13 protein-coding genes and 1 pseudogene are annotated in these 13,631 nt (G+C 40.5%); 11 read left to right on the top strand and 3 right to left on the bottom strand.

What is annotated here, in order from left to right; translation table 11 throughout:
• Window positions 1-55 precede the first annotated feature (55 nt).
• A complete protein-coding gene (locus tag AN394_RS11115) occupies window positions 56-2,425 on the bottom strand; it encodes an EAL domain-containing protein (RefSeq protein ID WP_054561746.1) in 2,370 nt (789 codons plus the stop codon).
• 191 nt (window positions 2,426-2,616) lie between these two features.
• Here AN394_RS11115 and pyrC point away from each other — a divergent pair, with 191 nt between their 5' ends.
• The 10 genes from pyrC (at window position 2,617) to AN394_RS11165 (ending at window position 11,771) form a co-directional block, all read left to right on the top strand.
• A complete protein-coding gene (gene pyrC / locus AN394_RS11120; protein ID WP_055021541.1) occupies window positions 2,617-3,663 on the top strand; it encodes a dihydroorotase in 1,047 nt (348 codons plus the stop codon).
• Between the two features lie 340 nt (window positions 3,664-4,003).
• A complete protein-coding gene (locus AN394_RS11125) occupies window positions 4,004-4,213 on the top strand; it encodes a cold-shock protein (RefSeq protein WP_036967526.1) in 210 nt (69 codons plus the stop codon).
• Between the two features lie 435 nt (window positions 4,214-4,648).
• Window positions 4,649-5,263 (top strand): response regulator transcription factor, encoded by a 615-nt coding sequence (locus AN394_RS11130; protein WP_063705929.1) that lies wholly within the window; start codon window positions 4,649-4,651, stop codon window positions 5,261-5,263.
• 474 nt (window positions 5,264-5,737) lie between these two features.
• Window positions 5,738-6,508 carry a DUF3450 domain-containing protein gene (locus tag AN394_RS11135; protein WP_054551560.1) on the top strand — a complete coding sequence of 257 codons (771 nt, stop codon included), beginning with the start codon at window positions 5,738-5,740 and terminating at the stop codon, window positions 6,506-6,508.
• Between the two features lie 6 nt (window positions 6,509-6,514).
• Complete coding sequence (locus tag AN394_RS11140; protein ID WP_054561743.1) at window positions 6,515-7,879, top strand: MotA/TolQ/ExbB proton channel family protein; 1,365 nt, start codon at window positions 6,515-6,517, stop codon at window positions 7,877-7,879.
• The gene (locus AN394_RS11145) at window positions 7,879-8,403 is read left to right on the top strand and encodes a MotA/TolQ/ExbB proton channel family protein (protein WP_054551558.1); all 525 of its coding nucleotides are present in this window, start codon (window positions 7,879-7,881) and stop codon (window positions 8,401-8,403) included. The genes AN394_RS11140 and AN394_RS11145 overlap by 1 nt, the downstream gene beginning before the upstream one ends.
• A gap of 14 nt (window positions 8,404-8,417) precedes the next feature.
• Window positions 8,418-8,822 carry a biopolymer transporter ExbD gene (locus tag AN394_RS11150; RefSeq protein ID WP_054551557.1) on the top strand — a complete coding sequence of 135 codons (405 nt, stop codon included), beginning with the start codon at window positions 8,418-8,420 and terminating at the stop codon, window positions 8,820-8,822.
• Window positions 8,822-9,439 carry an energy transducer TonB gene (locus AN394_RS11155; protein WP_054561742.1) on the top strand — a complete coding sequence of 206 codons (618 nt, stop codon included), beginning with the start codon at window positions 8,822-8,824 and terminating at the stop codon, window positions 9,437-9,439. The genes AN394_RS11150 and AN394_RS11155 overlap by 1 nt, the downstream gene beginning before the upstream one ends.
• An 11-nt stretch (window positions 9,440-9,450) precedes the next feature.
• Complete coding sequence (locus tag AN394_RS11160; protein WP_055021542.1) at window positions 9,451-10,710, top strand: hypothetical protein; 1,260 nt, start codon at window positions 9,451-9,453, stop codon at window positions 10,708-10,710.
• A gap of 56 nt (window positions 10,711-10,766) precedes the next feature.
• Complete coding sequence (locus AN394_RS11165) at window positions 10,767-11,771, top strand: hypothetical protein (protein ID WP_054561740.1); 1,005 nt, start codon at window positions 10,767-10,769, stop codon at window positions 11,769-11,771.
• Window positions 11,772-11,785: 14 nt separating this feature from the next.
• On the opposite strand, the gene AN394_RS11170 is transcribed toward AN394_RS11165, so the two are convergent.
• Complete coding sequence (locus AN394_RS11170; protein WP_054561739.1) at window positions 11,786-12,121, bottom strand: TraR/DksA C4-type zinc finger protein; 336 nt, start codon at window positions 12,119-12,121, stop codon at window positions 11,786-11,788.
• A 51-nt stretch (window positions 12,122-12,172) separates the two neighbouring features.
• A complete protein-coding gene (locus AN394_RS11175) occupies window positions 12,173-13,150 on the bottom strand; it encodes a tRNA-dihydrouridine synthase (protein ID WP_054561738.1) in 978 nt (325 codons plus the stop codon).
• A 173-nt stretch (window positions 13,151-13,323) separates the two neighbouring features.
• Here AN394_RS11175 and AN394_RS11180 point away from each other — a divergent pair.
• Window positions 13,324-13,631: pseudogene (locus AN394_RS11180) on the top strand (hypothetical protein); the annotation flags it as partial.

The following is a 13,631-nucleotide window of genomic DNA, read 5'->3' on the forward strand; positions in this document are numbered from 1 at the left end:
TTGTAAAGTATAAATAAACTAAGCCTTGCATTTGCAAGGCTTTTTTATATTAGCCTTATAGGCCGTGAGTAATGACTTTTTCTGCTTCGCTGGCTGGCATGGGTTTCGCTTTTAAGAAGCCTTGACCAAACTTACATTGAGTTTGTTTTAAGATTGCCAATTGTTTTTCTGTTTCAATCCCTTCAGCAACGACATCAAGTTTCAACGATTGTGCTAATGATAAAATGGCATCAACCAAGGGGTTATGCGCTTTGTTTAAGTGGTCAATGAAACTTTTATCAATTTTCATTATGTGAATCGGTAATTGGTGTAAATAACCAAGCGCTGAGTAACCTGTACCAAAGTCATCTAAACACAGTTTCACTTCAAGAGGTTCAAGGCCCTTAATGATTTTCGTTGCCAGCTCTAAATTGCCAATAAGGCCAGACTCTGTGATTTCTAAACATAATGAGCCAAGTGGCAATTTATATTTTTTGTATAAGGAATGTATTTGCGCTACAAAATCTAGGCTCGCAAAATGACGCGATGATACATTCACGGTGATTCTGCCAAATGCTTTACCTTCAATTGTCCACTTTGCGATTTGCTTTGCAGCAAGCTCAAGCAAATGTAAATCTAGATTAATAATCTGGCCGGTGTCTTCTGCAACGGGAATAAAATCATTTGGCGAGACAAAGCCTTTACTTGGGTGGTGCCAGCGTACAAGTGCTTCAAAACCTACAACTCTTGTGTCTTGAATGGTAAAAATTGGCTGGTAGTAAAGCTCAAAATCGTCATGCTCAATACCATGCTGTAAATCATTTTCTATATCAGCATGATTTTTAAGTTTTTTACGCATGGTATTGTTGAAAAACTTAACCTTACCACGGCCAGATGACTTTGCCTCGTACATTGCTGCATCGGCATGCTGCAGTAGCTTGTATGCTTGGTCGCGACTGCTTTCACAAAAGGCAACGCCTATACTGGTAGATGCTTGCAATAGGTGGCCGTCAATATTGAGAGGCTCTGTTAGTACCTGTTGAATGCGATCTAGAGCATCATTAATTTGTTGTTTATCGGTGATGTTTTCCATAAAGATGGCAAACTCATCCCCCCCTAAACGGGCAAAGGTATCGGTATTGCGAATGGTACCTAAGATCAACTCACAGATTTTTACCAAAAAGTGGTCGCCAACCTCATGACCTAATGAGTCATTGATACTTTTAAAGCGGTCAAAGTCTAGATAGAGCAGGGCATGTTGGTGACGCTTATCGGCTCTTGCAAGGCGAAGGATCGCATGTTTAATACGTTCTATTAATAACGAGCGATTAGCAAGGCCGGTTAATTCGTCGTGAAGAGCGCGGTGCTCAAGCTCTTGTCTTGATAATTGACGATCTATTGCCATGCTAATTTGGCGGCTCACATACGTAAGTAAGGCACGGTCATGTTCGTCATAATGATAGCTTTTACTGTAACTTTGTACGGCGATAACACCACTAATGCGCTCATTTACTTTAAATGGCACACCCAGCCAAGACTCGGCCTGACGACCAACCATTTTAAAATGACCAGCATCAATATGCTGTTGAAATTCTTCTTTCGTAAAAAGTAAAGATTGGTCGATATTTAATAAGTAATAAGATGCGGTGTCTTTTAATTGTTCTTTCGATATTTTCTTATGCGCGTTAGAACGCACGCCTTCTTCGATAATGTAAACTAAATCAAGTACATCTAGTTGCTTGTCATACAGGCCAATGAAGAAGTTATCAGCCCTAAGTAAAGAGGTAATAATGCCGTGTAAAGATTCAAAGAAGCTATCTAGCTCGCTTGATTGATAGGTTAAGTTAGCAATTTGCAGCATCGAGCGTTCTAGCTTTTGCGCATCATTTAACTGCATCACAGTTTGCTGTAAGTCTTCTACGGTGCGAACTTGATTTATCTTGGCACTTAATAGATGCGCCACTGTTGATAAAATCTCTAAATGGGCGTCGTTGTAGTAATCTTTTTGCGGGTGCTCACAGTCAATGACACCCAGTACTTTTTCTTTATAAACTAATGGTACGCAAAGCTCAGAAAGAGCAGGGCGAGAGTCAGCGATATAACGTGGGTCTTCACTGACATCGCCAATCATTAACGGTTTACCAGTGCTTGCGACATACCCCGTAATACCTTGGTCAAAGCTAATTTCTGTTCGGTCGATATGGTAAGTATCATGGCTGCTTGCTGTGCCAATAGACGCCATTTCTTTGAGGGTGCGAGTTTTGTCATCGGCTAGATAAATAACACACTCTATAAAACCTAGGCGGCTTACCACTTCTGACGTGACATACTCTAACAATTCTTCAACTGTGTCTAATTGCATCACAGATGATGAGAACTGATTAATAATATGTAGTTGGTCTGTTTTGACCTCAAGTGCAAAAGCAGCGTCTAAACTCTTAGGCATAGAATAAAAGGTAACCGAAATGTTGTATTAATTTATTACGTTAACCTACTATCAAACTATCCACAAAGTTATTTTCAAAAAAAACTGGAACTGGTGTAAACTAGGCACCTGAATATGAACTTGGGTAAATAAGCGAGATTATTTGCTCAATGTTTACGCTATCCCCCTAACTTTAGCCGTGGAAACAAGCAATGTCAGATTTAAATTCGATGCAAACTCTAACAATTACACGCCCTGATGATTGGCACATTCATTTACGTGATGGCGAGCAACTCGTTGATACCGTTCGTGATGCTAGCCGTTATATGGGTCGCGCGATCATCATGCCAAACCTTGTTCCACCGGCAACCTGCACAGACACTGCGTTATCTTACTATGAGCGAATTAAAGCTGCGGGCCCACAGGGTAACTTTGAACCATTAATGGTGCTTTACCTAACAGACAAAACTACACCAGAAGAAATCAAAAAAGCTAAAGCGACAGGTAAAATTGTTGCTGCTAAGTTGTACCCAGCTGGTGCGACGACCAACTCAGATTCGGGTGTAACATCAATCAAAAACATTTACTCGGTACTTGAGGCAATGCAAGAAGTAGGGATGTTGCTGCTAGTGCACGGTGAAGTAACCGATTCATCAATTGATATTTTTGACCGTGAGAAGGTATTTTTAGAAACAATTCTAGCGGACGTGGTAAATGACTTCCCGAGTCTTAAAATTGTGCTTGAGCACATCACCACGAAAGATGCAGTAGAGTTTGTTAATAATGCACCAGAGAATGTTGCTGCAACAATTACTGCTCATCACCTTCTTTATAACCGTAATCATATGCTAGCAGGTGGTATTCGCCCGCATTATTACTGCTTACCTATTTTAAAGCGTAACATTCACCAGCAAGCGTTAATTGGTGCTGCAACAAGCGGCAGCAAAAAATTCTTCTTAGGTACTGACTCTGCACCACATTACAAAGACAAAAAAGAAGCGGCGTGTGGTTGTGCCGGTGCATATACTGCACATGCAGCTATTGAGCTTTATGCAGAAGCGTTTGAAGAAGCGGGTGCTTTAGACAAGCTTGAAGGTTTTGCGAGTCACTTTGGCCCTGACTTCTATGGTATGCCACGAAACCAAGATACAATTACACTAGTTAAAGAGAGCTGGACAGTACCAGCAAGCTATAAACTAGGTGATTCAGAAGTAGTGCCAATCAAAGCAGAAGCGCAAATGGATTGGCAAGTTAAGTAAGTTTTAGCAAGCTATAAATTGAGATTTAAAAGCCCATCTATTTGATGGGCTTTTTTCATTGATAATTAATTGTTTATAAATAGTACTGTCATATATTTTTGTTTAGGCAGTTGACCTTAAAATTATTTTCGATTAATAGAGCTAAAAGCAATTTAATGTGTTAGTCTTAAATTGCTTTGAGTTTTTGCGTATTGAATTTACGGATAATGTGCGGCTGTACGGTTACCGGTTTGGTTATTGGTTCTTCCTGTACTTTACCCCAAGTTTTTTGGGCATTCACTCAGGGAGGATAGAGCCATTATGGCTGAATTTTAATAATTGACTTACAGGAAAATTTGGTATGTCAAACACGGTTACTGGTAAAGTTAAGTTCTTCAACGAAGCTAAAGGCTTCGGTTTTATTGAACAAGAAAATGGCCCTGATGTATTCGTACACTTCAGCGCTATCACAGGTACAGGCTTCCGCACTCTAAGCGAAGGTCAGCAAGTATCTTTCGGCATCAAACAAGGTCAAAAAGGCCCTGAAGCTGAGAACGTAGAAGTAGCATAATTAATTATGCGAACCTAAGCATTTTGGTGAAACAGTTTCTGTTTCACCAAAAATTCATTTTTATCTCCTGCCAAACCCCGAGTTTTAACTCTCTATAAATAGTTATAAACTGTACCGAAATTATATTCCTCCAAAGGCATTGTTTAAGACTAAATTAATCAGCCAATAAGCTAGAACTTCGCATTCTATGTCCTAAAAGCTACTCTCCATAACTAAAGTATTATATGCTGTACTGATAGGATTTATTTAACATGACATCACCCGTTATGTTTAGTTTGTAGTTTTGATCGAACTCGAAAGTGAGCAGCTAAAAAAGTTTATAGTTATTTTTCACCAATCTAGAAATAACCCGCTAAACTTGAATTATCCACATGTGGAATAAATGCTGAGTAACTTATACTTGTTTGATGAAATATAATGAAGGTTTGCTAATCGATGAGCATAGGAAACAATATACTTTTGGTAGACGACCACCCGATGGTGGCAACAGCAATTAAAATGGTACTCGCTAAGTCTACACTAGTTAACGAAGTACAAGCTGTTGGAAGTCAAAAGGAAGCATTGCAGTTTTTAAAAAGTAATAATGTAGCGCTGGCAATTTTAGACATTGAGTTAGAAGACTCAGATGGCTTTAGTTTATATAAGCGCGCAGTCAGTAGTGGGTTTACTGGCAAAGTATTGTTTTTATCTGCTAAGCAAGACAAACATATTATTCGCACTGCAGCAAAGCTAGGCGCTCAAGGATTTGTTAACAAGGCCGAAAGCCTTGAAGATATCTCCTCCGCAGTTGAAATGATTTTGCGTGGCTATACTTTCTTTCCACAAGAGCACCTAATAGCGTCTGAAAAAGACATAGACGAGTTACTCACTGAACGTGAACTCGCAGTGATGAATTATCTACTACAAGGCTTATCAAACAAAGATATTGGTGAAAAACTTTTCATCAGTAATAAAACGGTAAGTACATACAAAGCGAAAATATTTGAAAAACTTGAGGTTGATTCAATTATCTCACTCGCTAAGCTAGTTAAAGACCGCGCCGTATTTTAACTCTCTCACCCGTAGCGGTGAGAGATTTCAACTCTCTCATTCTTGTGTTTAGTGTCTGATTTGGCTGCTTATTGAGCGGTTAGATGTATTGAGTGCATAAAAATTCTTCAAAACAGATTTTTTAGATGAACAAAGTGAATTTTTTTTTCATTTTTCTTCAGCACTTTCAGATTTCATAAAATGTTACATTTATGTTTAAGGTTGAACCTAATATGAATGCAATGTTCGCCAGTAAAGGGCTATAGAAGTACCACATGAATACCTCTGTTATATTTTTGTTAATTCATTGTTTTGGTTATTTTCATCTCAACGACGAGTCACCAAATTTTTCCGATGAAAGCCGAACATCAAGTTGACAGACTCTGAAGCATTTAGCATTATTGGAGAGTTGATATCTATTAAAAGATATCAGGGTTGTCCTCTTCGGAGGATAATTAAATTATAAAAGTAACATTACTTAATTGGTTGGGAACTATGTCTGTTAAAATCAGAAAGAGTCTTGTAGCATCAGCGTTGGTTGGCGCTTTTGCATTTGCAAGCAGCAATGTGATTGCAGATCCTTTGAAAGATGTGCAAGATGCAGGTCAACAAATTCAAAAGGCTGCTGTTAAGTCTCAAACTAAAATTGACAATGTATATGGTCAAACTCAAGAGCTAATCGCTGAGTACCGTAGCGTTGTTGACGAAACTGAGCTAATGAAGGTTTACAACGATCACGTAGCACGTTTGGTCGCTGACCAAAACGCTTCAATCGAATCGTTTGACCGTCAAATCGCAACTATCGATAACACGAAACAAAACGTTGTGCCTTTGATGTATCGCATGATCGATACGCTTGAGCAATTCATCAAAGCGGACGTTCCGTTCAATCTTGAAAACCGTCTTGCACGTGTTGAAAGACTTCGTGACATCATGGCGTCAGCATCAGTTACTACATCTGAAAAATTCCGCCAAGTTCTTGAAGCTTACACTGTTGAAACTGCATACAGCTCAGCTGTAACTGCTTCTCAAGGTACTCTTGAGATTGATGGTAAGAGCATCAACGTTGACTTCGGTCGTTTAGGTCGTATCACTTACGTAGCTCAGTCTTTTGACCTTAAGCACGCGTGGGTGTGGGATAACAACACTAAACAGTGGAAAGAATTAGGTGAAGAATACCTAAAACCTGTTAAAGAAGTTATCCGTATGGCGCGTAAACAAGCGACATTAGAACTTGTTAAACTACCAATTTTTGGCGCGGAGTAATCAATAATGAAGAAACTATTTAAAGGTTTTGCTGTTGCAGCAGTACTATCTGTTTCTGCAGGTACCGCGCTTAATGCACACGCAAACACTGATGCTTTAGACAAAATTCTTGAGCAAGTTAAGCAAGAACGTATCTCTGAAGGCAAATTAAATAAGCAACGTGAACAAGAGTTCCTTTCAGCTCGTGCTGACAAGCAAGCGTTACTTAACAAAGCTAAAAGCGACCTAGCTGCTGAAAAAGCACGTGGTGACCGTTTAGCTAAAGAATATGCTCAAAACGAAAATACTTTAGCTGAAAAAGAGCAAGCTCTTTTAAACGCTCAAGGTACATTAGGTGAGATGTTCGGTGTTGTACGTCGTGCAGCTGCTGATGCAATCGGTTCAATCGAAGCATCACTTGTTTCTGCTGAAAAACCAGGACGTGCTGAAGTACTTCGCTCACTAGCTGCTGCGAAAGAACTTCCAACTGTTCGTGAACTAGAAGAGCTTTGGATTTCTCTTCAAACTGAAATGACTGAGTCAGCTAAAGTTTCAACTTTCGAAACTGAAGTTGCAGGTCTTGACGGTTCATCTTCTGTGAAGAAAGTAACTCGTATCGGTAACTTCAACTTAGTAACTGACGACGGTTATTTAATCTACTCTCCAGAAACTAAAGCGATTCAACCTCTAGGTAAGCAACCTGATAGCTACATCCTAGCAGGTATCAGCGATTTAGAAGGTACTTCTGCAGATAACTATGCTGGCGTATACATCGACCCGACTCGTGGCGCGATCTTACGTATCAACACGCAGAAGAAATCACTAATGGAATACTACGAGCAAGGTGCTGAAGTAGGTTACATCATCACATTACTACTAATTGTTGGTCTACTTATCTTCATCGTTCGTTTCATTGATCTTGCGCTTACTAGCACTAAGATTAAGAGCCAGCTTAAAAACCTTTCTACTCCGAATACAAACAACCCACTGGGTCGTATTCTTAAGGTTTACGCTGACAACAAGAATCAAGACGTTGAAAACCTTGAGCTTAAACTTGACGAAGCAATCCTACGTGAAACGCCTCGCATCGAAGCTGGTATCAACATCATCAAGATCTTGGCAGCAATCGCTCCATTACTAGGTCTACTAGGTACGGTAATCGGTATGATCCTTACGTTCCAAACAATCACATTGTTCGGTACAGGTGATCCGAAGATCATGGCTGGTAATATCTCTCTAGCACTTGTTACTACAGCGTTAGGTCTAATTGCAGCTCTACCACTTATTCTACTTCACTCAATTGTTGCGGGTCGTAGTAAGTCGGTTCTACATGTCCTTGATGAGCAAAGCGCTGGTATTATCGCTGCTCACGCGGAGAAGGAGAAAGCCTAATGCTAGTCCTGATGGAGATCTGGGAATCTATCAGGGATTTTGTTGGCACAGGCGGCCAGGTATTATACGTGGTCGCGATAGCACTCTTTCTTATGTGGGTTTTAATGATTGAGCGCTATTGGTTCCTACTAGCTGAGTTTCCTCGTATGACGAAGAACATTGTAGCTCAGTGGGATGCCCGCCAAGACACTACGTCTTGGTACGCACACAGAATCCGTGAAGCATGGATTTCTGAAGCGTCTGAAAAATTAGATCAGCGTATGTTGTTGATTAAGACATTAGTAGCTGTTTGTCCTTTAATCGGCTTATTAGGTACTGTAACGGGTATGATTGCGGTTTTCGAAACCATGGCTACTCAAGGTACTGGTAACGCACGTTTAATGGCATCAGGTATTTCAATGGCAACAATCCCAACAATGGCTGGAATGGTTGCGGCACTATCTGGAGTATTCTTTAGCTCACGTCTTGAAGCGAGAGCGAGAATGGCGAAAGCTAAACTTGTAGATAGCATGCCTCATCACTAGAGAGAGAATTAAATATGGCACGTAAACAACGTTTTCGTGAAGAAGAAGAAGCAGCGGTTGACATGACGCCAATGCTTGACATCGTATTTATCATGCTTATTTTCTTTATCGTAACTACATCGTTCGTTAAAGAGGCTGGTATCGAAGTCAATAAACCTAAAGCAGCTGCAGCTACGAAGCAAAAAAATGCAAACATTTTTGTTGCTATCCGCGCTGACGGTGCGATCTGGATTGATAAACAACAAGTAGACGTTGAGCGTGTATCAGCTAAGCTTGAAAGTTTATTAGCAGAACAACCTACTGAAGTTGTAATTTTGCAAGCTGATAAAGAAGCAAAACACGGCGTAGTAGTTAAAGTTATGGACCAGATCAAAGCGACGGGTGATAACCTTAAAATTTCAATAGCTGGAGATCAGTAATGATTCGTTTTCTGTTTTCACTGATTGCAGGTGGGGCAGTTACTTTCGGCTTGTTCTACTTCATGGCGTACCTCATCTCCGGTGGAGCTGATCGTGCGACTGAACAAAAAGAACAGATTGTAGTCGAAATTATGACGAATCCGCCTGAATCTAAGGTGCAGGAGAGGAAGCGTGTTCCGCCTCCGCCTCCGCCACCGCCAAAGCAGCCGCCTAAGCCGCAGCCGCCTCAGCCGGAAAACAGCAACCCGAACACTGGTGGTTTGTCATTTAATATGCCAAGCATCGATGTGGGTAGCACAGCTGGTGGCCTAAGTGGTCCAGGTGCATTTGGACGTGATGGTGACGCGACACCTATCGTTCGTATTGAACCAAAATACCCTACGCAAGCAGCGCGTGATGGTAAAGAAGGTTGGGTACAACTTTCATTCACTATCAATGAAGTGGGTGGTGTAGAAGATGTTCAAGTGATCGACGCAGATCCTAAACGTATCTTCGACCGCGAAGCTAAACGTGCGCTACGTAAGTGGAAATACCGTCCGAAAATCATCGATGGTAAACCACAGAAGCAATTTGGTCTTCAAGTACAATTAGACTTTAAACTTAACCAAGGCAACTAAGGAGGCGAGTAATGAGAAATTTATCTAAAGTAACTGCACTTGCGCTTCTTATGTCTCTATCAGGTGTAGCTTTCACTGCACCTGCTTTAGCGGCGCCAGATTACGCGAAAATTGAAGCGCGTAAAAAAGCAAAAACTAAAGTTATGGGCGAGCGCGTTGGTAAGAAAGTTATTAAAGCGTTTGACTTGTACAATGAAGATAAGCTTGATGAAGCGATTGCACTACTTAAAGAAATTGATCCTTCAGATGATTTCGATAAGGCAACGGTTGATCGTTACTTAGGCCAAATGTACGCTCAAAAAGAGCAGTACCAATTGGCTATTAAGCACATCTCAGCGGCAGTTAAGCCTGACGTTTTAAACTTTGCTGACCAAGAGCAAGGCCTAAAACTTCTAGGTGATATGTACGCGGGTACTGAGCAATATGCAAAAGCAAAAGAAGCTTATGCAGCTTGGATGGACTTCACAGGTGAGGAAGACGACAAAGTTTATACACGTATTGCGCAAGCAAACTACGAGCTAAAACTTTACAAAGACGTACTTCCTGCTGCAGACAAAGCAATCGAATTGGCAAAAGAACCTGCTAAAGCTTCTTACCAATTAAAGTTAGCTGCCTATTTTGAACTTAAACAGTACAAAAACATGGTAGCAGTAGCTGAAGAGATTGTTCGTGTTTGGCCTGAAGACAAAAAAGCCTGGGTTGGTTTAGGTAAATACTACCTACAAACCGAAGACTTCAAGAAAGGTCTAGCGACCATGGAAGTTGCCTACAAAAATGGCTATTTTGAAAACGAAGTTGAATACAAAGTACTTTCTAACTTCTATTCGTTAAATGATATTCCTTACAAAGCAGCAGTCGTGCTTGAAAAGGCAATCAACGAAGAAAAAGTTAAGCGTAACAAGCAAAATATCAGTGCAGTGGCATCTAACTACCACCGTTCTAAAGATATTGAAAAAGCAGCTAAATACTATGAAGAAGCGGCTAAATTTGATGACGATGCAGAGCTTTATCGCAAAGCGGGTTCATTACTTTTACAATCGCAAAACTATAGTGCAGCCGTTGTTCGTTTGAACAAGGCATTAGAGTTAGGTTCTGACAAAAAAGGAACTATCTACTCTGATTTAGCTGAAGCTTACTACTACCAAGAGAAGTACAAGCAAGCTTACAACGCTATCACTAAAGCAATGGATGATCCGCGCACGCGTCGTTTCGCGAAGAGCTGGTCAACCTTCATCAAAGATAAAGCCGCTCGTAACGGTGTAAAAATCTAATTGATGTTGTTTTAAATTAAAAAGCCCCTCTGGGGCTTTTTTTATGGAATTTTAAAATGCTAAGACAGATCGTATTATTAGTTGTCGCAAGTGTGATGCTGATAGCTTGCTCTGAGCAAACATCAGGTTTCAAAACATTTCGTGAAGGGCAGCAAGCGCTGCAAACTATTAATAATTTATTATCGACTCAAGAACAGCAAAGTGAAGCTGCTAGCTGGCCTTTCTCAGAAAGTTATTTGCAAGCGCGTCATCAAGCTTATCAAGGACTAAAAGCGATTAAGTTAGATGTGTCACAACAGGCGCAATTAAATTATTTAATTATTGCTGAGCGTTATCCTGAGCGTTACTTTGTATGGCCTGTACAACGTGATGTTATTAGCCAAGCTCGTTCATTAGATGACTACTCAGTAAATGCACTAGCTAACTGGCTAGAGTTAGTTGAAACGCAGTTAATTGCAGCTGAGCAAAGCAATCTGAAATTAAATAAAATCGAATTAACGCTTTTACATAATATGGTCAAATCGCACCTTGATAATAGCGATGACAGTGTACAAGCAGCACTAAACAAACTTAATCAATATTTAACTCAGTATAAACCGCGTACAAAACTTGGTTTAGTTGGTTTGGCAAACGGTAAAGATTGGTATCAAAGTAAACTTAATTACTTTAGTGGTGAAACTAAGCCACCTTTAAATTGGTTAAGTGAGATACAGGCTTCGTTAAAGCAATCGCAGAGTGCAGATTTTGTATTACCTGTATCAGACTCTCACGCTAAACCATTAGTAATGAATTATTTTGTAGAAAATCATCAGCACACAGGCCTTGATTGGCAGCTTGATTATCTCGACCCGCTCAAAAGTAAGCGTAAATTAACACAAGGGGAGCAATACTTCTGGCAAGTTATGATGGAAACTGACTTAGGTATTCATTATCACACGTGGAGTGAACAGCAAGCACGTGTCAACTTGATGAAGCGTTTAGGTGTAGATCAGCAGCAAGCTGACTGGTTAATTGAGGATATCGTGCTTTATCCTGCGATGAGCTTTATTTTTATAAATTAGTACAGCGCTGCGCTCTATGGAGCGCAACGTCGACAGCGTTGGCTTGCAGGATCTGCAAGTAAACGTTCGTCATCAATTTTTTCTTCACAATCACAGCAATAGCCATACTGCCCAATATCGATTTGGCATAGTGCTGCTTCTAACTTTTCTATTCGAGCAATCAATATTTGATACTCAGAACCGAGATTATTTGCTGTCAGCTCTAACCAGTCTGAAGGGGGATTATCCTTGAGTTGCGATAGCAGTTGCTGATGATAGGCTTGATCAGAATTAGCCAGCATATCGAGTAAACGTTGTCTAACCTGCGCAAGTTCCGCAGATAACTTTGTTTGAATTTCAGTATTGTTCATCGCTTTTCTTCCAAGTGGGCAATACTGGTATTATCAAACAAAATCGATTTGCTAATTATGATTTGTATCAATACTCGGCGCTTTCGCGTACTTTCTTAGTACATCTGCAACTTCATCTTTGGCTTTTAGACGGCGGATCTCATCAAAAAGTGCGTTAGCTTGTGGGTATTGGCGTTTTAAATAGCCGAGCCACTGCTTAGTACGAGAAGCAAAATACTTTTCACATTTGCTCTCGTCTTGATGCATAGATGAATGAATAATGTGGTATATCACATGCTCCCATAACATCGGAGTGTAATGCTCGTTTTCTGCATGAGATTTTATTTGTTTTGCTAAATCAGGCATCGCTAATGCACCACGACCAAGCATTAAATCTTGGCAATGACTGCGCTTTTGACAAAGCATGGCATCTTCAACTTGCCAAATTTCGCCGTTAGCAACGACCGAAATATTTTTATCTTTGATCAACGGCGGGATTTTTTCCCAATATGCCGGTGGGTTGTAACCATCTCTTTTAGTTCTGGCATGAATAGCAAGACTTGAAGCACCAGCGCTAACAACAGCATCAACAATTTCTTGGCTATTACTATCATCATCAAAACCAAGCCTAATTTTGGCACTAACTTCATGGCAAGGGTCAACAGCATCACGTACGGTTTTAATAATTTCGTACATGTGTTCAGGATCTTTTAACAGTACCGCACCACCTTTACTTTTGTTCACTGTTTTAGCTGGGCAACCAAAATTTAAGTCGATACCATGCGAGCCTAGGCGTATTGCTTTGACGGCATTTGCTGCCAAAGCATCGGCAACTTGACCTAGCAACTGAATACGCACTGGCGTACCTGCACGGGTATAGCCACCTGTTTTTAGCTCAGGACAATAGCGATGAAACACGCGTTCGGGCAGTGTGTCTTCAACGACACGAACAAACTCTGTTACGCATAAATCAAATCCACCTAAATCAGTTAGGAGTTGTCGCATTTTAAAATCCACAACGCCTTCCATCGGTGCTAAAACTAGTCGCATGATACCTGTTAACTCATCAAAAATTAGGACGCGTATTCTAGCTGTTCTGGATTGTTTTATAAATCGTAATTTGCATTCTTGGCACTTTCAGAAAATAATTATAAAAATTTTGAAAGTAATTTTTAGTTCTCGGGTCTTGTTTAATAACCCTTTATAAAAAAGAGAGTCATCGAATGAACACAGTTAAGAAAAATTCAATTGCATTAACATTAGGTGCGGTTGTAGTAGGTGCGTCAAGTTTTGCAGCCACTGATGCCAGTGCAAACCCATTTGAATTTCAGCAAATGCAAGCAGGCTATCAACTAGATGCCGCAGAAGGTAAATGTGGTGAAGGTAAATGCGGCGGCGATAAAAAAGCCGAAAAAGAAGGCAAATGTGGCGAAGGTAAATGCGGCGCAGACAAAAAAGCAGCTAAAGAAGGCAAGTGCGGCGAAGGTAAATGTGGCGCAGACAAAAAAGCAGCTAAAGAAGGCAAGTGCGG

The sequence above is a fragment of the Pseudoalteromonas sp. P1-26 genome (assembly GCF_001401795.1).
Taxonomy (GTDB): domain Bacteria; phylum Pseudomonadota; class Gammaproteobacteria; order Enterobacterales; family Alteromonadaceae; genus Pseudoalteromonas.

Bases quoted from the DNA above. Each gene is read 5' to 3' on its own strand.
- AN394_RS11160 (WP_055021542.1), top strand. From the start codon at position 9,451: ATGAGAAATTTATCTAAAGTAACTGCACTTGCGCTTCTTATGTCTCTA.
- AN394_RS11155 (WP_054561742.1), top strand. From the start codon at position 8,822: ATGATTCGTTTTCTGTTTTCACTGATTGCAGGTGGGGCAGTTACTTTC.
- AN394_RS11145 (WP_054551558.1), top strand. From the start codon at position 7,879: ATGCTAGTCCTGATGGAGATCTGGGAATCTATCAGGGATTTTGTTGGC.
- pyrC (WP_055021541.1), top strand. From the start codon at position 2,617: ATGTCAGATTTAAATTCGATGCAAACTCTAACAATTACACGCCCTGAT.
- AN394_RS11125 (WP_036967526.1), top strand. From the start codon at position 4,004: ATGTCAAACACGGTTACTGGTAAAGTTAAGTTCTTCAACGAAGCTAAA.
- AN394_RS11140 (WP_054561743.1), top strand. From the start codon at position 6,515: ATGAAGAAACTATTTAAAGGTTTTGCTGTTGCAGCAGTACTATCTGTT.
- AN394_RS11165 (WP_054561740.1), top strand. From the start codon at position 10,767: ATGCTAAGACAGATCGTATTATTAGTTGTCGCAAGTGTGATGCTGATA.
- AN394_RS11175 (WP_054561738.1), bottom strand. From the start codon at position 13,150: ATGCGACTAGTTTTAGCACCGATGGAAGGCGTTGTGGATTTTAAAATG.
- AN394_RS11170 (WP_054561739.1), bottom strand. From the start codon at position 12,121: ATGAACAATACTGAAATTCAAACAAAGTTATCTGCGGAACTTGCGCAG.
- AN394_RS11115 (WP_054561746.1), bottom strand. From the start codon at position 2,425: ATGCCTAAGAGTTTAGACGCTGCTTTTGCACTTGAGGTCAAAACAGAC.
- AN394_RS11135 (WP_054551560.1), top strand. From the start codon at position 5,738: ATGTCTGTTAAAATCAGAAAGAGTCTTGTAGCATCAGCGTTGGTTGGC.
- AN394_RS11150 (WP_054551557.1), top strand. From the start codon at position 8,418: ATGGCACGTAAACAACGTTTTCGTGAAGAAGAAGAAGCAGCGGTTGAC.
- AN394_RS11130 (WP_063705929.1), top strand. From the start codon at position 4,649: ATGAGCATAGGAAACAATATACTTTTGGTAGACGACCACCCGATGGTG.